The organism is Pseudomonas sp. Eqa60 (assembly GCF_018326405.1).
In the GTDB taxonomy this organism is placed as follows: domain Bacteria; phylum Pseudomonadota; class Gammaproteobacteria; order Pseudomonadales; family Pseudomonadaceae; genus Aquipseudomonas; species Aquipseudomonas protegens.
In genome coordinates this window covers 5,657,184-5,678,184 of record NZ_AP024342.1, presented here as the reverse complement: position 1 = coordinate 5,678,184, position 21,001 = coordinate 5,657,184, and the positions used below count along the sequence as shown (strand labels likewise).

21 protein-coding genes are annotated in these 21,001 nt (G+C 63.4%); 10 read left to right on the top strand and 11 right to left on the bottom strand.

Annotated elements, in window-relative coordinates; translation table 11 throughout:
- Nucleotides 1–33 precede the first annotated feature (33 nt).
- From KI242_RS25605 to KI242_RS25595, 3 genes are all read right to left on the bottom strand, one after another.
- Nucleotides 34–615: a DedA family protein gene (locus KI242_RS25605; protein ID WP_011063258.1), complete on the bottom strand. Its 582-nt coding sequence runs from the start codon at nucleotides 613–615 to the stop codon at nucleotides 34–36.
- A 265-nt stretch (nucleotides 616–880) separates the two neighbouring features.
- Complete coding sequence (locus KI242_RS25600) at nucleotides 881–1,399, bottom strand: hypothetical protein (RefSeq protein ID WP_053153667.1); 519 nt, start codon at nucleotides 1,397–1,399, stop codon at nucleotides 881–883.
- A gap of 40 nt (nucleotides 1,400–1,439) precedes the next feature.
- Nucleotides 1,440–1,949 (bottom strand): DUF2938 domain-containing protein, encoded by a 510-nt coding sequence (locus tag KI242_RS25595; RefSeq protein WP_019094249.1) that lies wholly within the window; start codon nucleotides 1,947–1,949, stop codon nucleotides 1,440–1,442.
- Nucleotides 1,950–2,055: 106 nt separating this feature from the next.
- On the opposite strand from KI242_RS25595, the gene KI242_RS25590 reads away from it, so the two are divergent.
- From KI242_RS25590 to KI242_RS25580, 3 genes are all read left to right on the top strand, one after another.
- Entirely contained in the window at nucleotides 2,056–2,721 is a 666-nt protein-coding gene (locus KI242_RS25590) for a metalloregulator ArsR/SmtB family transcription factor (protein WP_015636898.1), read from the top strand.
- A 214-nt stretch (nucleotides 2,722–2,935) separates the two neighbouring features.
- On the top strand, nucleotides 2,936–4,984 hold the full coding sequence (locus KI242_RS25585; protein ID WP_015636897.1) for a c-type cytochrome: 2,049 nt from the start codon (nucleotides 2,936–2,938) through the stop codon (nucleotides 4,982–4,984).
- 135 nt (nucleotides 4,985–5,119) lie between these two features.
- Nucleotides 5,120–5,689, top strand: a complete 570-nt coding sequence (locus KI242_RS25580) for a hypothetical protein (protein ID WP_015636896.1) — start codon at nucleotides 5,120–5,122, stop codon at nucleotides 5,687–5,689.
- Nucleotides 5,690–5,698: 9 nt separating this feature from the next.
- Here KI242_RS25580 and KI242_RS25575 read toward each other — a convergent pair whose 3' ends face one another.
- The 4 genes from KI242_RS25575 to gcvA all read right to left on the bottom strand — a co-directional run bounded on the left by KI242_RS25575 (nucleotide 5,699) and on the right by gcvA (nucleotide 9,613).
- Nucleotides 5,699–6,061: a hypothetical protein gene (locus tag KI242_RS25575; RefSeq protein ID WP_015636895.1), complete on the bottom strand. Its 363-nt coding sequence runs from the start codon at nucleotides 6,059–6,061 to the stop codon at nucleotides 5,699–5,701.
- Between the two features lie 75 nt (nucleotides 6,062–6,136).
- Complete coding sequence (locus tag KI242_RS25570; RefSeq protein ID WP_015636894.1) at nucleotides 6,137–6,604, bottom strand: hypothetical protein; 468 nt, start codon at nucleotides 6,602–6,604, stop codon at nucleotides 6,137–6,139.
- A gap of 37 nt (nucleotides 6,605–6,641) precedes the next feature.
- Nucleotides 6,642–8,570 (bottom strand): alkaline phosphatase D family protein, encoded by a 1,929-nt coding sequence (locus tag KI242_RS25565; RefSeq protein WP_212805654.1) that lies wholly within the window; start codon nucleotides 8,568–8,570, stop codon nucleotides 6,642–6,644.
- 107 nt (nucleotides 8,571–8,677) lie between these two features.
- Nucleotides 8,678–9,613, bottom strand: coding sequence for a transcriptional regulator GcvA (gene gcvA / locus KI242_RS25560; RefSeq protein ID WP_123472931.1), 936 nt, complete (start codon nucleotides 9,611–9,613; stop codon nucleotides 8,678–8,680).
- Nucleotides 9,614–9,714: 101 nt separating this feature from the next.
- Between gcvA and KI242_RS25555 the strand changes: the two genes are divergently transcribed.
- Nucleotides 9,715–10,875, top strand: coding sequence for an MFS transporter (locus KI242_RS25555; protein ID WP_212805653.1), 1,161 nt, complete (start codon nucleotides 9,715–9,717; stop codon nucleotides 10,873–10,875).
- Nucleotides 10,876–10,973: 98 nt separating this feature from the next.
- On the opposite strand, the gene KI242_RS25550 is transcribed toward KI242_RS25555, so the two are convergent.
- Nucleotides 10,974–11,303 carry a hypothetical protein gene (locus KI242_RS25550; RefSeq protein ID WP_015636890.1) on the bottom strand — a complete coding sequence of 110 codons (330 nt, stop codon included), beginning with the start codon at nucleotides 11,301–11,303 and terminating at the stop codon, nucleotides 10,974–10,976.
- Nucleotides 11,304–11,470: 167 nt separating this feature from the next.
- Between KI242_RS25550 and KI242_RS25545 the strand changes: the two genes are divergently transcribed.
- The gene (locus KI242_RS25545; RefSeq protein ID WP_183000050.1) at nucleotides 11,471–12,181 is read left to right on the top strand and encodes a response regulator; all 711 of its coding nucleotides are present in this window, start codon (nucleotides 11,471–11,473) and stop codon (nucleotides 12,179–12,181) included.
- A complete protein-coding gene (locus KI242_RS25540; RefSeq protein ID WP_244868155.1) occupies nucleotides 12,178–13,518 on the top strand; it encodes an ATP-binding protein in 1,341 nt (446 codons plus the stop codon). The genes KI242_RS25545 and KI242_RS25540 overlap by 4 nt, the downstream gene beginning before the upstream one ends.
- Before the next feature lie 111 nt (nucleotides 13,519–13,629).
- Here the strand turns inward: KI242_RS25540 and KI242_RS25535 are convergent, their stop codons facing one another.
- On the bottom strand, nucleotides 13,630–14,367 hold the full coding sequence (locus KI242_RS25535) for a hypothetical protein (protein ID WP_212805652.1): 738 nt from the start codon (nucleotides 14,365–14,367) through the stop codon (nucleotides 13,630–13,632).
- Between the two features lie 51 nt (nucleotides 14,368–14,418).
- On the bottom strand, nucleotides 14,419–15,264 hold the full coding sequence (locus tag KI242_RS25530) for an AraC family transcriptional regulator (protein ID WP_011063241.1): 846 nt from the start codon (nucleotides 15,262–15,264) through the stop codon (nucleotides 14,419–14,421).
- 84 nt (nucleotides 15,265–15,348) lie between these two features.
- On the opposite strand from KI242_RS25530, the gene KI242_RS25525 reads away from it, so the two are divergent.
- The 4 genes from KI242_RS25525 (at nucleotide 15,349) to KI242_RS25510 (ending at nucleotide 19,726) form a co-directional block, all read left to right on the top strand.
- On the top strand, nucleotides 15,349–15,972 hold the full coding sequence (locus tag KI242_RS25525) for a glutathione S-transferase family protein (RefSeq protein ID WP_011063240.1): 624 nt from the start codon (nucleotides 15,349–15,351) through the stop codon (nucleotides 15,970–15,972).
- A 127-nt stretch (nucleotides 15,973–16,099) separates the two neighbouring features.
- A complete protein-coding gene (locus tag KI242_RS25520) occupies nucleotides 16,100–17,443 on the top strand; it encodes a SidA/IucD/PvdA family monooxygenase (RefSeq protein WP_019094258.1) in 1,344 nt (447 codons plus the stop codon).
- A 65-nt stretch (nucleotides 17,444–17,508) separates the two neighbouring features.
- Nucleotides 17,509–18,831, top strand: a complete 1,323-nt coding sequence (gene ectB / locus KI242_RS25515; RefSeq protein WP_019094259.1) for a diaminobutyrate--2-oxoglutarate transaminase — start codon at nucleotides 17,509–17,511, stop codon at nucleotides 18,829–18,831.
- On the top strand, nucleotides 18,821–19,726 hold the full coding sequence (locus KI242_RS25510) for a DMT family transporter (protein WP_011063237.1): 906 nt from the start codon (nucleotides 18,821–18,823) through the stop codon (nucleotides 19,724–19,726). The genes ectB and KI242_RS25510 overlap by 11 nt, the downstream gene beginning before the upstream one ends.
- Nucleotides 19,727–19,822: 96 nt before the next feature.
- On the opposite strand, the gene ppk2 is transcribed toward KI242_RS25510, so the two are convergent.
- The gene (gene ppk2, locus KI242_RS25505; protein ID WP_161466650.1) at nucleotides 19,823–20,719 is read right to left on the bottom strand and encodes a polyphosphate kinase 2; all 897 of its coding nucleotides are present in this window, start codon (nucleotides 20,717–20,719) and stop codon (nucleotides 19,823–19,825) included.
- Nucleotides 20,720–21,001: the final 282 nt, after the last annotated feature.

Genomic DNA, 21,001 nt, shown 5'->3' with positions numbered 1-21,001 from the left:
TATGAAAATTCCCGATGTGCCAAAGCCCTTGTCTCAGTGCTGCTGGGCCTTGTGCCTATTACGCAAATGCCGCACCAGTGCCGCAAGGACCACCAGCGCTATCACCCCGAGGAAGATCGGCAGGCGATAGGGTTTCAGGTCGCCAAGAAAATGCTGCAAGGCTTCGCCGGCCCAGTAACCGGCGCTGACGAACAAGATGGCCCATACCGCAGCCCCCAGCACATTGAGCAGGGCGAAACGCCAGGGTGCCAGGCCACTGGCGCCGATCACCATCGGGCCCACCAGGCGCATGCCGTAGAGAAAGCGCACGGCGAACACCGAAGTCGAGGGGTAACGCTGGATCAGGCCCTGGACCCGTTCGATGGCCGCCTGATGGCGCTTGAGCTTGGGCAGCAGGCGCGCCCCGCCATAGCGCCCGGTCCAGAACAGCAACTGATCGCCGAGGATGCCCCCCAGGGTGGCCCAGCCGATCACTTGCGGCCATTGCAGGCTACCCTGATGCGCCGCCATGCCGCCGAGAATCAACACGGTTTCGCCTTCCAGCAGGCAGCCGATGAAGATCACCCAGTAGCCGTAGGCGGCGATCAGCGCGTTGAGGTCGAGGTGTTCGAGCATGGGCAAGGGCTTCCGCAGGGGGCATGAAAACAAGCCGGGCGATGATCAGGTTACAAATGGCTCTGATTCCTTTCACCGGCACAAGTGCCCGGGATCTTCCAGCGCAGGTACCGCCAGGGCGCCTGCCAGTCCATCAGAACCCAGCGTAGACGCCAGCCTCGGCGGCGGACACGGCTAGACCTACGGATATTGCTTGTGTGGAGCAAACTGGGTTCAGCGGGTATGTGAAAGCCCCTGCGAGTGCAGACTGGATGCGCGAGCAGGATCAGTCGTTATCTGCGTCGGCTTGCTCGGCCCAGGCGGACTTGGACGAGGGATAGCGTACTTCAACCTGGGCGCCGGCTTGAATCAGGGACTCCTGCCAGACACTGAACTGTTGCGGCCAGGCCTGGATCACCTTGAAGGGGACGCTGGTCAGCAAGTTTCTGGCCACGTTGGGGCTTACGCCCATGGCTTGCCTGATCAGCGCGAAGATCTTCGCGGGGTTGGGGCCCACCTCGGTGATCCAGAGTGCTGGATCACTGGAGGCGAGGGGCGGGTAGTCCGCAAGCGGAGCATACTGCCGGGTCAGCACTGCCCTGGCATCGCTATAGCTCAGCGAAGCCAGGGCCCGGGCACTGGCCAGATGTTCATCGCAGAACCACTCGTAGCCATGAGGGTGCCCCGCGCACCCTTGGCCCAGCGGGCGATAATCGGCGAACTGCACCATGCCGCCGCCAGTTCCGGCATGGCACATCTCCGAGGAAAAATCGTTGTGGCACAGGTCGCATACAGGTGGCTTCATCGATCGATCTCTCTGGGCATGCTCGGCCTCTGGGCTGAGGTCACGCAGTCTGCCCCAACACCCACGCCCAGAACATCCCGGCCATGTACAAGCCCAGCCCGAACACCGAATGCGCCATCAGGCTGCGCAGCCGGGCCACATTCGGCTTGGGCATCTTGCTCGCCGCGATCCCGGCGCCCATGCCCGGTTGCATCAGCAGGAACGGCGCAGCCACCGTCAATACGCCGATGATCAGGGCCGGTGCCAGGGTCGGTTGCCGCGCCCACTCCAGGCCGCAGGCCAGCAGCAACAGGGCGGCAAACAGGACGCCGATCAGGTAGTGGGCCAGCCAGCCCAGGGCCCGTTCCCCCGGAACCGTGGCGGCTTGGGCAATGCTCTGGTGCAGGAACTGGCCACGAGGAAAATGCCCGATCCAGCGTCCGACCATGGCCCAGTTGGGGCCAGGAATGTTCAACACTCGCGCCAGAAACAGCGTCCACAAATCAAGGACCAAGGTAGCGCCGACACCGATCAGCAGTGCCGGTAAAATCAACGCCATGAACTCATGCATAAAGACTCCTGGGTATGGATGGCTGCACTTCAGCCTCGGCTATGGGTGTGATAATGTTTCATTCAATTAAGTAATTGAATGATCAATAAAGCAGCAGGAGCTGTCAATGACCGATTCGATTTCCCCTCAACAGCCTCTGGCGGACATGGCCGAGCTGGCACGTATTCTCGGCCATCACCATCGCCTGATCCTGCTGGAGCACATTGCTCGTGGCGAGCAGCCGGTGGAGCGCCTGGTGGAAGCCTCGGGACTCTCGGTGGCCAACACCTCGCAACATTTGCAACAGCTGCGCCGGGGCGGTTTCGTGCAGACCCGGCGCGACGGCAAGCGGGTGCTCTACAGCCTCAGCCAGGGGCCGTTGGCCGCACTTCTGGGGGGCTTGCGCCAATACGTCGATTACAACCACGGGCAGATCCGTGAGCTGCTGGCCGACAGCGAGCAGCAGCCGGGGCGCCTGGAGGGCATCTCCCGGGAAGAGCTGCGCCAACGCCTGCAGGAGGGCGGCATGACCCTGCTGGACGTGCGCTCGCCGCAGGAGTTCGCCCTTGGGCATTTGCCGGGGGCAATCAATATCCCGGTGGAAGAGTTGGAGCAGCGTCTGGCCGAGTTGCCCGCGGGCCAGGAGTTGGTGGCTTACTGCCGCGGGCCCTACTGCGTGCTGTCACACAATGCCGCGGCCTTGCTTCGCGCCAAGGGTTTCAGGGTGCGGCGCCTGGACGACGGTTTCGTCGATTGGCAGGCCGCCGGCCTAGGGGTGGAAACCACCCGGTAAAAGTGTCGCAGAGTCGGCCATACAGGACATTGCCTATAGGGCCATGATCCATATCAACAGGGTTTTCAGAAAAATCCGCTACAAGGGCATCAGGCTCGGACCCACAAGGTATCGAGCCCCGGGCCTGTACCGTGAAGGCCGGGATAACCAATAAAAACCTTTGTGGATATCGGCCGAGGGGACCACCCCAGGCGGATTTTAAAGGAATAACCTGATGGCTTTTTCTCTGTCACGCCTGTGCCTTCTGGGCGCTGCGTTGCTCTGCGTACCCCTACTGCATGCCAGCGAGCCGACCCCGGCAGCGGCGGCCTCGACCCCAGATTCCGAACTGATCCAGCGTGGCCAGTACGTGGCCCAGCTCGGCGACTGCATTGCCTGCCACACCGCCAAGGGCGGGGCCACCATGGCCGGTGGCCTGGAGCTGAAGACGCCCATGGGCACCATCTACTCCAGCAACATCACCCCGGATAAAGACACCGGTATCGGCAGTTACAGCTTCGAAGCATTCGACCGCGCCATGCGCGAAGGCGTAACCCCTGACGGCAGTCATTTGTACCCGGCCATGCCCTATCCGTCCTACGCCAAGATGACCGAAGAGGACATGCGCGCCCTCTACGCCTACCTGATGCACGGGGTGGAACCCGTAGCCCAGGGCAACCTGGAAGCCGACATGGGGTTCCCCTTCAACCAGCGCTGGGGCCTGTGGTTCTGGAACCTGGTGTTCGTCGACAAGCAGCCCTTCAAGCCTGACCCGGCCAAGGACGAACAGCTCAATCGCGGCGCCTACCTGGTCCAGGGCCTGGGCCACTGCGGTTCCTGCCATACCCCGCGGGGCATCGCCTTCCAGGAGAAGGCCATGAGCGACAGCGAATCCGGCGGCCAGCACTACCTGGCCGGCGAGACGGTGGAAGAGTGGCGAGCCCTGAGCCTGCGCAACCTGTGGACCGTGGAGGACACGGTGCAGTTGCTCAAGACCGGGCAGAACCGCTTTGCCACGGTATCCGGCAACATGGCCGACGTGATCCACCACAGCACCCAGCACTTCACCGACGCCGACCTGACGGCGATCGCCGCGTATCTCAAGTCCCTGCCGGCCGGCAAGGACGACTTGCCCATGCCATCGGTGGCCCTGACCCCGGCGGCCCCGCCGAACGACCTGTTCACCTCCCGTGGCGGCCTGGGCTACGCGCAATTCTGTTCCGACTGCCACCGTCAGGACGGCGCTGGTGTGCCGCAGATGTTCCCGTCCCTTGCCGGCAACCCCAGCGTCGCTTCGGCCAACCCGACCTCCTTGCTGCACATCACCCTGACCGGCTGGAAGACCGCCCAGACCGCGGCCCATCCACGGGTTTACACCATGCCCGGCTTTGCCCAGCTGGCCGATGGCGAGATCGCCGAGATCCTCAGTTTTGTCCGCAGCAGCTGGGGCAACAACGGCTCCGCCATCAGCGCCGAGCAAGTGAAGAAGATGCGGGCGCAACTGAGCCCGCAAGTGGAAAGCACCCTGTTCGAAACCCCGCGCCTGGCCAACCTGCTGGCGGCGCCGAATGCCGAGCAAGTGGTGCGTGGCATGCGCCTGCATCTGGAAACCAAGGCCCTGCTGCCGGACAACGTCGGCAACTCGCTGAACTGCACCAGTTGCCACCTCAACGCCGGCACCGTGGCCGACGGTTCACCCTTTGTCGGCGTCTCGGCGTTCTTCCCCGGCTACGCGCCGCGGGCGGGCAAGACCATCACCCTGGAAGAGCGCATCAACGGCTGCTTCCGCCGCTCCATGCACGGCAAGCCGCTGCCGGTGAACGGCGCCGACATGCAAGCCATGGTGGCTTACTTCGAGTGGATGAAAATGAACACCCGCCCAGAAGACAAGGTGGCCGGCCGCGGTGTGGGCAAGATCGACCCGGCCCTCAAGCCCAATGCCGACAATGGCAAGCAGGTGTACGCCAAGCAATGCGCGGTGTGCCACGGCGCCGACGGCGAAGGCCTGAAGCGTGCCGACGGCAGCCTGATCTTCCCGCCGCTGTGGGGCGATCAATCCTTCAACATCGGCGCTGGCATGGCCCGCACCTACACCGCTGCGGCGTTCGTCAAACGCAACATGCCGATTGGCTTCCACGAGAAATTCCCCTTGGGCCAGGGCGGTCTTTCGGATCAGGAGGCGTTGGACGTGGCCGAGTATTTCTCTCACCAACCGCGCCCGGACTTCCCGGACAAGGTCAAGGACTGGCCCAACGGTGGCCGCCCAGCGGACGCCCGTTACTGAGGGCTTGACCCTGTAGTCGCCGCCTTTGGCTGCGGCTACAGGCCCCGCAGAAAAATCTGCCGACGCGCCCTGGCGCCGAGGTAAGATTGCCATCCTTTGCGTCAGCCTTCGCTGTCGGTCCTTCAAGGATGAATCATGCGGCTTCGCTCGATCCTGTTGCTGAGCCTGTCTCTGGGGCTCAGCGGTTGTGCCTTTGTTTCCGCGCTCAAAGCGACCACCGTCAGCTACCGGGTGCCGGCCGATGCCGGTGACACCGCACTGATCCGCATCGTCGCCCAAGGGCTGGTGCGGGGTGTGCCCTACAGCGATTGCATCGACTGGAGCAAGCCTGCGTCGGGGCTGATGGTTCGGCCCCATCGCGGCATCGCCCATCCCAACTTCCGCAACCTGGGCATTCCCATGACCGCCGCCACCGACCGCATGCGGCGCCAGGAGGGCTTTGGCGCCAACGAGCTGAAGATCCCGGCCAATCGTCCGTTCGCCTTCATGTTCTACAACACGGAACCGGGGATGGATAAGGACTACCGTGCCGTCTGCGAGCAAAGCGTGACCTTCGTTCCCGAAGCCGGCGCGACCTATCAGATGGAATTTCTCCAGGACCAGATGTGCACCGCGAGGCTGCGCAAGATCGATGAGCGTGGCGAGGCATTGCCGGACCTGGTGGTTCTGCGGCCCACCGATTTCTGCCGCGCCGACGCGCGATAGCGTACGAACCTATGGGGCGTAGTGCCTGCAGATTTCCTCCCAGATATAGGCCCCGCGAAAGCGGATCCAACGGATGAACAAGCGCACGCGAAACGCCTGCCAGCGGCTGTTGCGCCTTAGCGCCAGGCTTGCCTCGATCTCCTCCAGCAAAGGCTCGCGGGCGAAGCCCATCCAGATTTCCGGGATCACCGCCATCAGGTTGACGTAGCACACCGGCGCCACCTCTTCGTAGAGAATGCGCTCCACCTCGGCCCGGTCATAGGCTTGGGTCTCGCGGGCGATGTAGGCGTAGTCCACCTCGTTATCGACAAAGGCGTCCGACAGTACGTAGCGAATGTCGTCCAGCTGTTCCGGGGTGATTGCTGATGACACGGAGCGCTCCTTCCTGGGGCTTTGGCAATCGATCTGAGGCAATCTGTGCGCCGGATGCGACGCGCTGCGACGGGCTCACCAGCGACGATAGGGTTGGCCGAAGGGAACCCCGTTCAAGGTGTGAGTGCAGCAAGGGCAATTGGGGCTCATGGTGGCTGCGCTCAGCTGGGGATTGACCTTCTGCAGCAGGCCCTGGGTATCGACGTACAGACCGCTGAAATAGGCGCAGCCGCTGAGCCCCACATAATCCTGTTGTTCGTGCTCATGCAGGGCCACCAACCAGAAAATCGGTTCCTCCCGATCCAGCCGGCCTTTCGCTTCGCTGAACACCCCATCCCACGGCTGGCCGACCCGGCTGAGCAGAAAACGGAACAATGGGGTGTAATCCAGCCCCAGGCGCTTGTCGGAGTGCATGCTGCCGCGTTGCTGTTCCCTGGCCAGGAGGGCCTTGCTGTGGCGCTGTTTGGCGTAGGACGGTGAGTTCTTGTGCCCCACGCCCCGGGTCCGGGTGTTGACCTTGCGATACAACGGTTGTTTTTCCATCGGGCGGGTCCTTCCTGGTGGCCGGCGACAGCGGATTCTATCTCGGCGCAATCATCCGTGTCGGCGCCGCGCCATTGGCATTGTGCTGATAGATCGCCACGGGCTGCCCCTGCTCATTGAAAAACACCTGGCCGATCCCCGACGAGTTCCACAGCCGCTCCCCGGCCTCGGCATGCTCGGGCACATGGGGCATCACCTTCATCCGCCGGCGCTTGGTGAACCAGTTCAACGGCGAGCGCGGCGAGTAGAGCCAACGGTTGAGGCGGTCGAACCATTCCAGCAGGGCGGCGGGGAATTCGTTCTTGATGCCGCTGCTGGTGATCTGCCAGATCCGCGGGCCGCCCTGGCGGTGGCGGATCAGCACTTCGTAGACGAAGGAGTAATGCACATCCCCCGAGAGAATCACGTAGCTGCCCGGGGTTCGCGAGTGGCGGAAGATGTTCAGGATCACCTGGGCGGAACCGCGATGGGCCATCCAGTTCTCCGCGTCCACCAGCAGCGGGTAGCCGCACCAACTGAAGACCTTCTGCACCGTTTCGATCAGCTTGACGCCGAAGATCGGCGCCGGTGAAACGATGATCGCCGAGGGGTGATCCAGCAGTTCATGTTGCAGTTCGCTCAGGGCTTCCCAGTCCAGCAGGCCGGAAGGCTGGCCCAGGTTGGACTCGCTGCGCCAGCGCCGGGTGCGGGTGTCCAGCACCACCAGGGCCGGGGTGCTGGGCAATACGTATTGCCACTGCTGGAAACCCAGCAACTGGTCGATCAGGTCGTTTTGGGCCTGGCATTCCAGCATGCGTTCCGGAGTTTGTGCCGTGGCGCTCAAGGCCCGGGTGTGTTCCAGCAGTTGGGCGAAGGCATCCGGGTTGTTGCCCCAGCCCTGGCACAGCATGTAAGCCAGCAGCGCGTTGCCGATGATGCGCTTGGAGAAGGGATGGCCGTAGGCGGTTTCTTCCCATTGGGCACTGAGGTTCCAGTCGTCGGTGATGTCGTGGTCGTCGAAGATCATCAGGCACGACAGGTGGGCAAAGACCCGCGCGGCACCCTTCAGGCCCTGGACAAAATCGTCGATGCGTTGCTGTTCCCGGGTGTAGCGCGTTTGCTGTTCCGGCGTCAGTCGTGGCGGCTGCGGCGTGATCAGGGTCCAGGGCAGCGGTGACCAAACCAGCAGGTACATGGCCAGCACCTCGGCGAACGTCACCAGATGGTTGTCAGCATTGCTGCTGGTGAAGATCGGTTTTTTCACCCCGCCGAAAAACCGCTCGCGCAGGGTTTCATTGCTCTTCAGCGCCGGGAGCAATTCGGCCCGCTGGTAGTAGCTGGCGCCATGGCGGTACAGCGCCTGACTGTCGGCCACCACGGCACCGTCCAACTCTTCATCGAACAGCCCGAGGCGCTCGATCAGGGCGTGGACGGCCCGCAGCATGGGCCCGGCCACATCGTCGGCGTACACCTGATCGCCGCTCATCATCAGCAAGGCCGGGCGTTGTGCAGGCTCGGGGTGTTGCGCCAGCAGGCGGTCGACGCAGAGCAAGCCGTCAGCGGACGGGTGATGGGGCTTGCGGCAGGAGCCGTGGAGCAGGTTGTCGATGCGGCTGTGGAGCACGAACTCAGGGGACCCGGCATCGCCATACAGCAGGTGCGGCGCCCAATCGGCAATGGCCCGGGCGCTGTCCTCGGCATCGTTGATCAGCAGGTCATAGGCGATCGTCACGTCCAGGGGCAGGGCATCGTCCAGTGCCACATCGATCAGATGGATGAAGGCATGGCGACCGACGGGAATGACCTGGCATTGCTGCGGGTCGAGGGCCAGATCCAGGGTCGTGCTGCCAGCGGGCTGCAGGCGCAGGGTCAGCGCCAACGCCCTGGAACCCACCAGCCACAGCACCAGCCGCGTCGGCTCCAGGCGGCGCAGCAACGGGCCGGCGAGAACAGGAGGCAGGGCAGTGGGGGGCGTGGTCGGGAGCATCTGCTGTGGGATCTCTAGCGGTTGCAAAGGGGGCGAAATGGTAGCGCAGCCGATGTCGAAGAAACGTCGGTTGCGCGGGCTGGAGCAAGGCTTTTGTATCCGATTATTTATGGGCGTTGGCCCGCATTGCCCGCAAGCTGTTGTACCTGATGATCCATGGCGTCCTGGCGAATTTGCGCCAGCATCCAGTCGATAAACACCTGGGCTTCGGGGGCCGCATCGCTGGCCAGCGCGTAGTAATAGCGGGTCAGGGGCTGAAGCAGTTCCGGCAAGGGGCAGATCAGGCGGCCGCTGGCCAGGTCCTTGGCCAGCAACGAGGCCGGGCACAGCGCCAGGCCCAGCCCGTCGACGCAGGCCTGGAGCACGAAGTGCATATGGTCGAAATGCAAGGTTGGCGAGGTACGCAGCGGTTTCAGGCCGCAGTGCTCCAGCCACTTCTGCCAGTCGCTGGCGCGGGTGCGGCTGACCAGCAAGGTATGTCGCGGCAGATCATCGGGGCTGTTCAGTGCTGTGCTGTGCAACAGCGACGGCGCTGCCACCACCAGGATTTCGTCTTCCAGCAGGCGTTGGGGTTGCAGCGTGGTTGCCCAGCCCGAGCGCCCGCGGCGAATCACCAGATCGAAGGTTTCCTTGGCCGGATCGGGGAGCAGGGTGCTGGTCACCACCTCCGGCTGGATCTGCGGGTACAGCGCCATGAACTGCGGCAAGCGCGGAATCAGCCAGCGCACCGCGAAGGACGGCCGCACATTGATGATGACCTTGCGCAGGGCCGCGCCGCGGCGCAGGGAGGCGGCGGCATTGGCGATCTGGGTCAGGGCCACGCTGACCTGTTCATAGAAGGCTTGCCCGGCGGGGGTCAGCACCGACTGGCGAATGCGCCGCTCGAACAGCAGCACTCCCAGGTGCTCTTCCAGCAACTTGATATGGCGGCTCACCGCGCTGTGGCTCACATGCAGTTCTTCGGCGGCGCGGCTGAAACTCTCGTGGCGAGCAGCGGCGGCAAAGGCGCGGACGGCGTTCAGGGGCGGCAGGTCAGTGATCATGTGTCTAATTTAGTCACATGTATGGCGCAATTAAAGCGTTTGTCAGTGTCGCAACAGAAGGTCACGCTGAACGCCGTTCATGACCTGCCGGTTTGCCTGCCATGCCCGATACCCACGCCCGCACCACCGATAAGGCTTCCGCCCGCGCCGCCTCGATCCTCGGCCTGTGCCTGCCCGGCGACACCTTGCTCTACCTGTTGCTGCCCATGCAGCACGAGGCCTTCGGCGTGACCCTGGCCGAAGCCGGCCTGTTGCTGGCAGCCAACCGCCTGGTGCGGATCTTCGGCTACAGCCATGTGATGCGCTTCTACGCCCGGCGCGGTGATCGCCCGGTTTGCGTATTGGCCGCCGCCACCGCCGCCCTCTGTGCCCTGGGTTACGCCACCTTGTCCGGCTTTTGGTGGCTGCTGCTGTTGCGCCTGGGCTGGGGCCTGACCTACGCGGCCCTCAACCTTTCAACCCAGGTTATGGCCACCGCCGAGCCCACGGGCGCCGCCCGCCGCACCGGCCGCTCCCGGGCGCTGATCGCCACCGGGCCGATGCTGGCCTTGCCCCTGGGCGCGCTGGTCAGCGTCGAATATGGCCCGCGAGTGATCTTCCTTCTTATGGCCCTGACGTCGCTGGTCGCCCTGCTCCTGGCCTTCGGCCTGCCGAGCAAGCCCCATCCACTGGCCAGTTCCAGCCGCCGCTTCCGGCGTCCCGACAGCGTGGCGGTTTGGTCCTTTATCGAAGGCCTGGTGCTGGACGGCCTGTTCATCATTGGCCTGTCGCTGCAGGCCGAACAGCTGAAGGCGGGCAACGCGGTGCTGGTGGCGGGCGGGCTTCTGGCCCTGCGCTACGTCTCGGAAATGCTCCTCAGCCCTTTGGGCGGCCTCGCGGCACAACGCTGGGGCGCGACGCGGATGTTGATCGTCTTCTCCCTGCTGACCTCTGTGGCCCTGGTGGGCTTTGGTTGCCATTGGCTGATTGTCGGCGGCGCCCTGGTGCTGGTGTTGCGGGCCATGCAATTGCCGCTGGTGGTCACGGTGGTGGCGCAACGGCATCCGGGTACGGGAAGGGTGCGGGCCCTGGCGGCCAATGCGGTGTGGCGGGATATCGGCGCCGGGGTCGGGCCCTTGATCGCCGGCTTGCTGCTGCCGGTGGCGTCCACGGTGTGGGTGTATTCGCTGGCGGCGGGGTGTCTGGCGGTGAGTGCGTTGGCGTGTCGAGAGGTTGGTGTCCGTGGGGAGGAGGGCAGACAGGCGTCTGCCGAAGAGGCTTAGGGGCGCCTCTGTGGCCACGGCCAGTCAGATCAGTTAGCGGAGTTCTGTAGGGGCGGGCTTGCGCGCGATCGTCACGAGCAAGCTCGCCCCTACAGGTCTCAGGCCGAGGCCTTGTGTTCTTCTCCGCGTTCAATGCTCTGCGGCTGGCCCTGCTCGATCACCCAGCGCAGCAGGTCGGTCACCGACACCCGATGCTTGCGCTCCACCCACTCCATGCCCTCGGGGCTGTAGTGCTCGCTGTAGCGGGTCAGCACCAGGTGATTCTGGTCTTCAGACATGCGCAGGCTGACTTCGCGGCAATGCAGGCTGGCGTTGTCGAGCTTGGTCACGCGTTGCAGCAGCATCAGGGCGTGTTGTTCGCAGGTGGGCACGGGCAGCTCCTTTGCGGCAAGAGGGGCTGGGGCCGAGGCGGGTTTGAGCAGGCGCATGGTCAGGGTTCTCCAGCAAGGGGAAGCCGATGCTGGCAGGTGAACCTTGCGCAAAGATGTCTGCTTTATTGCGTGGCTGAAGGTTTGTTACCACGTTGAAATATATGACGGGCCGCGCCGAATGGTTTTAGATAACGGCTCTTTCCGACCTTGAGTGATGCCTGCTGGTGAGCCGTCTTTTGATCGTGGACGACGACATTGAAGTCCTCGCTCTGCTGAAGAAATTTTTTGTCCAACAGGGCTACCAGGTGGTGGTGGCCACCGATGGCGCTTCGCTGTGGGCGGCTCTGGAGCGGGAGGTGCCGGACCTGATCATCCTCGACCTGATGCTCCCCGGCGACAACGGCCTGACCCTGTGCCAGCGCTTGCGCCAGCAGCACGCCACGCCGGTGATCATGCTCACCGCCATGGGCGAGTTGAGCGACCGGGTGGTGGGCCTGGAGATGGGCGCCGACGATTACCTGAGCAAGCCCTTCGATGCCCGCGAACTGCTGGCCCGTGTGCGGGCGGTGCTGCGCCGGGCCGGGGAGAACCGGCCGATGAGCGCGGACGTGCCGCGGCCGCTGATCAAGTTCGCCGACTGGCAGCTGGACCTGACTCGCCGCGAACTGCGCTCGCCGGACCAGGTGATGATTCCGCTGTCGGCGGGGGAGTTCGACCTGCTGCTGGTGTTTGTCGAGCACCCGCAACGCATCCTCACCCGCGAGCAGTTGCTGGACCTGGCCCGGGGCCAGGCCCATGACGCCTTCGATCGCAGCATCGATGTCCAGGTCAGCCGCCTGCGGCGCAAGCTGGAGTTCGACACCAAGCGCCCGGCGATGATTCGCACGGTACGCAACGGCGGCTATCTGTTCACCCCCAGCGTGACCCGCCAGTGAAGCTGATCAAGCCCTTGTGGCGTTATCGCCTGCGCGACACCGTGGCGCGCTGGATCGCCCTGACCATCATCATGGCCATGCTCACGGCCCTGGCGTTCAATGCACTGTTCGTGCAGTTGGCCGGGGTCTGGGCTTATCCGCCACTGGCGGAAACCGGGTTGCTGGAGAAGTCCGCGGCCATCGTGCGCATGGTCGAGGCCTCGGAGCCGGGCCAGCGCTCGCGGTTGGCGGCTTCGGTCAGCACCGATCACCTGAGCATTGTCTGGCAGGCGACACGGCAGGGCCTGGATCTGCCGCTGCTGGAAGACTCCGAATACCGCGACGGCTCCGAGGCATTTCGCGCCTTGCTCGGCCCACCGCAGCGGCATATCGAGGCCTATCAGCCCAGCGACTGGCGAAGCGACCAAGGTCGCTACGCGCTGCTGGTGCAGTTGAGCGACCAAAGCTGGCTGATGTTTTCTTCGGCGTCACGCAGTTGGGGGCTGGAGGAGGGCACGCGCAACCTGATCGTAATTGCCCTGGTGCTGATTTCCACCGGCCTGGTGGCCTTGATCGCCACTCGCCGGCTGGCCAAGCCGCTGCAGCAGTTCGCCCAGGGCGCCCGGCGCTTTGCCGTGGACTTTCGCGCGCCGCCCATCGATCCGGTGGGGCCCCACGAGATCCGCCAGGCAATCCTGGCCTTCAACGCCATGCAGGCGCAGTTGCAGCACTTCATCAAGGACCGCACCCAGATGCTCGCGGCCATTTCCCATGACCTGCGCACACCCTTGACCCGCATGCGCCTGCGCGGTGAGTTCATCGAGGATGCCGACCAGCAGCAGCGCCTGTTCCGCGATGTGGACGAGATGCAGGCCATGATCAATTCGGCCCTGGAGTTCTTTCGCGACGATGCGCGGCTGGAACAGGCCACCCATTTCGATCTGGCCGAGCTGTTGCAGACCCTGGTGGACGACTATCGCGACCAGTCGATTCCGATCGTTTTCAGCGGCCCGCCGCGCCTGGTGTATTGCGGTCGGCCCCTGGGACTGAAACGGGTGATGACCAACCTGCTGGACAACGCGATCAAGTACGGGGGCGAGCCGGCCATTGTGCTGGAACACGATGCGCATCAATTGCGCGTGCGGGTGCTGGATCGTGGCCCGGGGATTCCCGCCGAGGCGCTGGAGCAGGTGTTTGCACCGTTCTTCCGGCTGGAGTCATCGCGCAACAAGAGCACCGGCGGCGTGGGCCTGGGCTTGTCGGCTGCAAGGGCGATTGTCCGCGAGCATGGTGGCGAGTTGCGGCTGCTCAATCGTGAGGGGGGTGGGCTGGAAGCGCGGGTGGAATTGCCGGTGTAGTCAGGGCTCCGGCCAACAAAACCCTGCAGGATTTGGCGAGCTTCTGCAGGACGGCGTTGCAGAGGCAACGCCGCCCAACCGATCACGGCCTGAGGCGGCTACCGGGTCATATCAGGACCAGTCGAAGCAGAACAGCACCAGGCCCTCCACCGGCTCATAGAACATCACGATCAGGTCGGCGCCGCTGATGCCGTAGTGGTAGGCCGGAACCCCGAGCACGTGCTGGAAGCGCCGGCCCGCGGGGCTCAGGGGCCAGACGTCGATGTCGCCGCTGTCGTCCGTGGCTTCAACGATATCCATGGGGAATTCCACGGTTTCCACCCAGTTGCCGTAACCCTCGGCCACGCCGCCCATTTCATTGATAAACGTCAGGCGCTGCTCGTCATCTTCCGGCCAGGTCAGATAGCCCAGCTCCTGGTAACGCTGGCGCGCCGTCTGGTAAGCCGCGTGCTCCTGAGCGTAATGGCGTTGCAGCTGGGCCCGCTGGTTGCGCCGCGATTCGGGCAGTTGGGCGTTGCCCGGGTGCAGGAAGAAGTAGCGCGGATCGCCGCACAGGCGATAGCGGCCGTTCTCGATCTTGAAGCCGATCCAGTTGGTCTTCAGCAGCTCGCTGCCAAAACCTTCGTCCTGGGTGAGTTCGCCCACCAGGCCTTCATCGGGTTCGATGGGGCTCAGCAGGTGCAGGCGTCCGGACCATTCGGGGTTGATCTGGCTGGCGTCGATGGACAGCAGCGGCAGCAGATGTTCGGCCAGTTCCTGCTGGTCGGCGACGAACAGCTCCCGGGCGTCGGGGTAGGCGACGGCGCCGGCAGGCAGCTGAGTGAGTTCCGGGGTCGGGATTGCGGGCATGTTGCGGGTCCTTGAACAAACGGGAGTGACAGGGAAAGAAGGCCGCGCGCTTCAGGCGCGGCTGTTACGGAAACTGCCGGGGGTAATGCCCACCACCTTCTTGAAGGCGCGGGTCATGTGGCTCTGATCGAAGAAGCCGCAGCTGAACGAGGCTTCCGCCAGGCTGGCGCCGGTGCGCAGCAGGTTCTGCACCTGGGCCACGCGCTTCTGGATCTGGTAGCTGTGGGGCGAGACGCCGACGGTCTTCTTGAACACGCGGATCAGGTACAGCGGGTCCATGTCCACCAGTTGCGCCAGTTCTTCCAGGGGAATGTGCCGGGCGTATTCGTCTTCGAGCTTCTTCTTGATGAACTTGACGGCGCTGCGCTCGGCGCTGGCGATGGCGGCAATGGGGGCGCCGCTGCGTTCGAAGAGTTGGGTCACCAGGTCCAGGAGGATGGATTCGCGCTCCAGGCTGGGTGGGGAATTTTCGATGATCTGGTGTTGCTGGAGGAAGGTCAGGGCAAAGCTGGGGTCCAGGTTCAGGGCATTCTGGAACAGATGGATGTGCTCGGCGCCGAAGCGGCCCTGGAAAATCACCCGGTTGACCCAGCCCGGGTCGAGGTAAAGCATGCGGTACATCCAGCCCTGGTCATGCCCGGGGAGGCCGTCATGAATTTCCCCCGGGGTGATGGTGACCACGCTGCCGGCGCTGCCCAAGTAGTAGCTGCCTCTATAGAAGAGTTTTTCCACCCCGCTGCTTATAACGCCTACTGCATACCGATCATGTGAATGCCTGCCAAAAGACTGAGTGCTGTAACGCGCCGATAACAACTCACAGTCGCCTTCTGGTATTCGCCAAAACTGCACGAAATCCTTGTCTGGCCTAAAGACTTTGCCGGGTTGGTGCTCATCCATGAGTTTGTCCAGTTTTGTGCAATACGTTGGAAAAGAGGGCCGCTAAATTTAGCACCCATTTCACAACGCGAGCTAGGGGAAGTGATGCCTACAAAACTAGTTATTGGGGATTACAAAAAGTCTTCATGGTCATTTCGTGCATGGCTGGTTCTTGTAACGGCAGACGTCTCCTTCGAGACCCTTCAGGTCAAGCTGGAACAGGATGACACCCGCCAGCAGATCCTGCGCTATTCGCCCTCGGGCAAGGTGCCGGCACTGCTGCTGGACAAGGTGGTGATCAACGACAGCCTGGCCATCTGCGAGTACGTTGCCGGTGCCTATCCGGCGGCCAACCTGTGGCCCCAGGACCCGCTGGTCAAGGCCCAGGCCCGCGCTGCCGCGGCGGAAATGCACTCCGGGTTCGTCAACCTGCGTACCCAGATGTCCTTCGGCCTGAACACCGGCGATACCCCCGAGCCGCTGACCGCCGACACCCAGGAAGAGATCCAGCGGATCTTCGACATCTGGACCAACCTGCGCCACGCCAGCGGCTCCAAGCAGTTCCTGTGCGGCGACTTCGGCATCGTCGATGCCATGTTCGTACCGGTGGTGTTCCGCTTCCGTCGTTATGGCGTGGCGGTGCCGGCACAACTTCAGGCTTATGTCGAACAAGTTCTGGCCTACCCGCCAGTACAAAAGTGGCTGAAGTTGGCTGCGGAAGAAGTTTGAAAAAGCCGAACTAGTTATAACGAATAACGCTAACTAAAAATTAATGGCTATTTGACGGAAGGCAGAAAAGACCCTGGTGTTTTTTCTGCTTTTTCGAGTCTGACTTTTGTTGCAGGAAGGGGAATTTATGAGTGTTCATAAAGTGACTGCCAAGGATGTTGGCCGTGAAGGGCAAGTTTACGACGTGATCGGCATCGGTTTTGGCCCGGCGAACATCGCCCTGGCCATCGCCATGGAAGAGATGGAATTTGCCGGCACCCGGCTGTTTCTCGAGCGTCACGCGAGCACTCAATGGCAGCCGGAGATGATGCTCTCCGGCAGCGATATCCAGAACCACCCGAGCCGTGACCTGGTAACGCCGCGCAACCCGCGCAGCCGCTACACCTTCACCAACTTCCTGTTCGAGAACGACCGCCTGTTCGAACACCTGAACCTGGGCCTGGAGTTCCCCCTGCGCAGCGAGTTCGCCGAGTACGTACGCTGGGTTGCCGGCTTTTTCGCCCGGGACGTGGCCTACAACCAGAGCGTGAGCCAGATCCAGGTCGACCCGGCCAGCAACCTCTACACCATCACCACCCAGGCCGGCGTGCAGTACCAGGCGCGCTCCGTGGTCCTGGCCCCGGGCCGCACCCCGGTGATTCCGCAGGTGTTCGCCAACGCCGCGGCGGACCGGGTGTTCCACCTGACCCAGTACCTGGGGCGCCTGGCCAGCCTGGCGCAGAAGGGTGAGCTCAAGCGCGTGGCGGTGGTCGGCGGCAGCCAGAGCGCCATCGAAATCATCCTGCACCTGCGCCACACCTACCCGAACCTGGAAATCGTCAGCGTGCAGCGCGGCTACGGCTTCCGCCTCAAGGACACCAGCCAGTTCAGCGAGCACGTGTACTTCCCGTCCTTCGTCGACCAGTACTACAACAGCTCCGCCGAGGCGAAGAAGAACATCAACCGCCACCTGCACTACACCAACTATTCCGCTGCCGATGCCGACGTAATCAAGGAACTCTACGTGGGCATGTATGAGGACAAGCTGCAGGGCCGCGAGCGCGTGATCATCAAGGGGCTCAGCGAGATCCAGGGCTGCACGCCGGACGGCGAGGGCTACAGCCTGTCGCTGCGCAACAGCAGCACCCACGCCACCGAGGAGCTGGGCGGGCTGGACGCGATCGTCCTGGCCACGGGTTTTCGCAACCTCGGCACCGGCCCCCAGGAAGAACGCTACCCGGCGATCCTCAAGGACCTGGCCGAACACCTGGAGAGCGACGCTCAGGGCGTGATCCGCATCGGGCGCGACTACAGCCTGGCCGCAGCCAAGGGCAGCCATCTGCCCGCGTTGTACCTCAATGGTCTGTGCGAATCCTCCCACGGCTATGGCGATGCCGGCTCCTTCAGCCTGCTGTCGCTGCGCTCGCGGGACATTTTCAACTCGCTGAACCAGCAACTGGGCCTGGCCCAGGCTGCAGAAAAGATCGCTTGAGCCGCTGCATCGAATCCTGAACCTCGACCCCTTTATGTGAGCAGGCAGCAATGGATATTTCAGAAATGGATGAGTTGGGCGTATTTGCGGATGTGGAGTCTTCGGCGCGCAGTTACTGCCGCAGCTTTCCGGTGGTCTTCGACCAGGCCCAGGGCAGTCATCTGTATGACCTGAAAGGCCAGGCCTATATCGACTTCCTGAGCTGCGCCGGGTCCGTGAACTATGGCCACAACCCCAAGGCGGTGAAGGCCGCGGTGATCGACTACCTGCAACGGGACGGCATCCAGGCCGCCCTGGACATGCACAGCCGGGCCAAGCAGGAGTTCATCTACAACTTCCGCAAGATCATCCTGGCGCCCCGGGCCCTGCCCTACAAAATGCAGTTCACCTCGCCCACCGGCACCAGCGTGGTGGAGTCGGCGGTCAAACTGGCGCGCAAGGTCACCGGGCGCCGGCACATCGTGGCCTTCACCAACGGCTTCCACGGCATGTCCAACACCTCCCTGGGGCTGACCGGCAACCGTGACAACCGCCAGCCAGGGGTGGATCCCTATGTGTTCCGCATGCCGTTCGACGGTTACCTGGAAGGCCTGGATTCCATCGCCTACTTCGAGCGCCTGGTCAAGGACAACAGTTCCGGCATGGACCTGCCGGCAGCGGTGATCCTGGAAACCATCCAGGGCGAAGGCGGGATCAACGTGGCTTCGGCAGAGTTCCTGCAGCGCCTGCGCCAGCTGACCGCCGAGCACGGCATCCTGCTGATCGTCGACGACATCCAGGCCGGCTGCGGCCGCACCGGGACCTTCTTCAGCTTCGAGCCCTCGGGCATCACCCCGGACATGGTGTGCCTGTCCAAGTCCCTCAGCGGCTACGGCTTGCCGTTCGCCCTGCTGCTGCATCGCCCGGAACTGGACCAATGGTCCCCTGGCGAGGACAACGGCACTTTCCGCGGCAACACCCTGGCCTTTGTCGCCGCCACCAAGACCGTGCAGGAGTTCTGGAGCGACGACCGCCTGGTCAAGCACATCCAGGCCAACGAAGCACAGCTCAAGGAGTGGCTGGCTGAGGTGACCGAACGCTTCGCCGGGCATATCAAGGATGTGCGCGGACGCGGGCTGTTCTACGGCATCGAGTTCCACGACCCGGCCCTGGCCGCCGCGGTGATGCGTGCCTGCTTCGCCCGCCGCCTGATCATCGAGCGCTGCGGTCCGGTGGACCAGGTACTCAAGCTGATGCCGGCGCTGACCATCAGCAGCGAAACGCTGCAGGCCGGCCTGGCGAGCATTTTCGACGCCATGCAACAGGTGCTGGAGCAGGGCAAGTTAAGTGACCCGGACCAGGACGTCGATCCTCTGGTCTTCATTAATGGAGTCGCGCATGTCGACTAATACCAACCGCGCCATCATCGAGCTGACCATTGGTGGCTTGATGCTCAGCCTGTCGGCGCTGGCCGTGGCCTTTGCCCACATCGGCGCCGGTGGGGCCGGGTTCTACCGCATGCTGTTCGCCTCGATCCTGTTCTTCCTGCTGCTCAAGGTGCGGCGCATCCCGGTGCTGCTCAAGAGCGCCAAGGCGCAGCTGTACACGGCCCTGGCCGGGGTGTTCCTGGCCATCGACCTGGTGCTCTGGCACCAGAGCATCTACATCGTCGGCCCGGGCATCGGCTCGATCCTGACCAACTGCCAGGTGTTCTTCATGACCCTGCTGGGGCTGTACCTGCTCAAGGAGAAGCCGTCGATCTACTTCCTGATCTCCATCACCCTGGCGTTTATCGGCCTGTACCTGTTGCTGCTGCCGGAAATGACCAGTGCAGTGGGCATCAAGGGTGTGGTCTATGGCGTGCTCTCGGGCCTGGCCTACGCCATTTGCGTGTATTTCCTCAAGGTCAACACGCAGTTGCCTGACGGTGGGGGCGACAAGATCGCACAGATGCTCAACCTGAGCCTGTGGGCCGCGCTGGTGCTGCTGGTGTATGCCCTGGCCATGGGGGAAAGCCTGGCCATCGTCGATGGGCAGACCCTGGTGATGCTGATCATCTATGGGGTGATGGTGCAATTCGTGGGCTGGTTGCTGGTCAACCGCTCCATCGGTGCCATCAGCCTGGGCCTGGCGGGGCTGATCCTGCTGCTGGAGCCGGTGATCACCTACTTCGTCGATGTGGCGTTTCTCGGCAAGGCCAGCTCGGCGCTGCAGATCGCGGGTGCGCTGCTGACCATCTTTGCGGTGTACATCGGCTCTATCAAACCACCGGAGAAGGTGACGCCGGTGACCGAGGCTGCCTGAGGCCTCGAGCTGATCCAGTGCTCTGATTCATAGATCCGCTCGACTTTTGCTGCGCACAGACCCGCCTGTCTGCGCGCAGTTTTTTTTGCCCGGAATTCAGGCCGACAAGGCCAGGCGCGTGGCTCGCGGATCTGTCGCAGCCTGGGCCTGGGTGCCTTCATCCTCTTCCAGTACCCGCGAGGCGCGGCCCACCAGCAATGGGTCCGGGGCGTGGGCGACTTTCAGGTCCTTGCCCGGGTAGTCCAGCTCGTGCAGGAAGTGGCGGATACAGTTGATTCGCGCGCGCTTCTTGTCATCGGACTTGATCACCGTCCAAGGGGCATCGGCGGTGTCGGTGTGGAAGAACATCGCCTGTTTGGCGGCGGTGTACTCGTCCCACTTGTCCAGGGACTTGATGTCGATGGGCGAGAGCTTCCAGTGCTTGAGCGGGTCGTCCCGACGGGAGATGAAGCGGCGCAGCTGTTCTTCGCGGTTCACCGAGAACCAGAACTTGAACATCAGGATGCCGCTGTTGCACAGCATGCGCTCCAGCTCCGGGGTCTGGCGCATGAACTCCAGGTATTGCAGGGGCGAGCAGAACTCCATCACCCGTTCCACCCCGGCGCGGTTGTACCAGGAGCGGTCGAAGAAGACCATTTCCCCGGCGGTGGGCAGGTGCTGGATATAGCGCTGGAAGTACCACTGGCCCTTTTCCTGTTCCGAGGGCTTTTCCAGGGCCACGATCCGCGCGCCGCGGGGGTTGAGGTGTTCCATGAAGCGCTTGATGGTGCCGCCCTTGCCAGCAGCGTCACGGCCTTCGAACAGCACCACGATGCGCTGCCCGGTTTCCTTGACCCAGCTTTGCACCTTGAGCAGTTCGATCTGCAGTTCGTTCTTGGCCTTTTCGTACTCGGCGCGGCGCATGCGGTTGCGGTACGGATAATTGCCCGGCAGCGCAGCGGACACGCTGTCTTCGTTGGAGCCGCGCGGCGCGCTGGCCACCTGCAGGGCCATGGGCTTCTGGCTGATGGCGCTGATTTCGGCCTCGGCGGCTTTCACCGGTGCAGCCTTGCTCGCTGTGCGTGGGCGACGCGGGCGCGGCGTTGCGGGTTTGCGCGGGGTGCTCTTGGCAGGGCTGGCGGAGCTGGCTTCCGGCAAGGCTTTGGGCTGGGTGCGGAGGGTGGATTCTTCACTCATATAAGGAGGGCCTGTGCGTCTCGTTCAAATGTTCACTTACAAGTGTATGGCCCTCAAACGTCGGCTCTTTGACCTCCATCAAGGATGTGCCCGAGAGAT

What these genes read in the sequence shown, in the direction of transcription:
- ectB (WP_019094259.1), top strand. Translation starts at nt 17,509, where the DNA reads ATGGATGAGTTGGGCGTATTTGCGGATGTGGAGTCTTCGGCGCGCAGT.
- KI242_RS25530 (WP_011063241.1), bottom strand. Translation starts at nt 15,264, where the DNA reads ATGGATGAGCACCAACCCGGCAAAGTCTTTAGGCCAGACAAGGATTTC.
- KI242_RS25525 (WP_011063240.1), top strand. Translation starts at nt 15,349, where the DNA reads ATGCCTACAAAACTAGTTATTGGGGATTACAAAAAGTCTTCATGGTCA.
- KI242_RS25590 (WP_015636898.1), top strand. Translation starts at nt 2,056, where the DNA reads ATGACCGATTCGATTTCCCCTCAACAGCCTCTGGCGGACATGGCCGAG.
- KI242_RS25595 (WP_019094249.1), bottom strand. Translation starts at nt 1,949, where the DNA reads ATGCATGAGTTCATGGCGTTGATTTTACCGGCACTGCTGATCGGTGTC.
- KI242_RS25510 (WP_011063237.1), top strand. Translation starts at nt 18,821, where the DNA reads ATGTCGACTAATACCAACCGCGCCATCATCGAGCTGACCATTGGTGGC.
- KI242_RS25570 (WP_015636894.1), bottom strand. Translation starts at nt 6,604, where the DNA reads ATGGAAAAACAACCGTTGTATCGCAAGGTCAACACCCGGACCCGGGGC.
- KI242_RS25520 (WP_019094258.1), top strand. Translation starts at nt 16,100, where the DNA reads ATGAGTGTTCATAAAGTGACTGCCAAGGATGTTGGCCGTGAAGGGCAA.
- KI242_RS25565 (WP_212805654.1), bottom strand. Translation starts at nt 8,570, where the DNA reads ATGCTCCCGACCACGCCCCCCACTGCCCTGCCTCCTGTTCTCGCCGGC.
- gcvA (WP_123472931.1), bottom strand. Translation starts at nt 9,613, where the DNA reads ATGATCACTGACCTGCCGCCCCTGAACGCCGTCCGCGCCTTTGCCGCC.
- KI242_RS25585 (WP_015636897.1), top strand. Translation starts at nt 2,936, where the DNA reads ATGGCTTTTTCTCTGTCACGCCTGTGCCTTCTGGGCGCTGCGTTGCTC.
- KI242_RS25605 (WP_011063258.1), bottom strand. Translation starts at nt 615, where the DNA reads ATGCTCGAACACCTCGACCTCAACGCGCTGATCGCCGCCTACGGCTAC.
- KI242_RS25580 (WP_015636896.1), top strand. Translation starts at nt 5,120, where the DNA reads ATGCGGCTTCGCTCGATCCTGTTGCTGAGCCTGTCTCTGGGGCTCAGC.
- KI242_RS25555 (WP_212805653.1), top strand. Translation starts at nt 9,715, where the DNA reads ATGCCCGATACCCACGCCCGCACCACCGATAAGGCTTCCGCCCGCGCC.
- ppk2 (WP_161466650.1), bottom strand. Translation starts at nt 20,719, where the DNA reads ATGGCCCTGCAGGTGGCCAGCGCGCCGCGCGGCTCCAACGAAGACAGC.
- KI242_RS25535 (WP_212805652.1), bottom strand. Translation starts at nt 14,367, where the DNA reads ATGCCCGCAATCCCGACCCCGGAACTCACTCAGCTGCCTGCCGGCGCC.
- KI242_RS25550 (WP_015636890.1), bottom strand. Translation starts at nt 11,303, where the DNA reads ATGCGCCTGCTCAAACCCGCCTCGGCCCCAGCCCCTCTTGCCGCAAAG.
- KI242_RS25600 (WP_053153667.1), bottom strand. Translation starts at nt 1,399, where the DNA reads ATGAAGCCACCTGTATGCGACCTGTGCCACAACGATTTTTCCTCGGAG.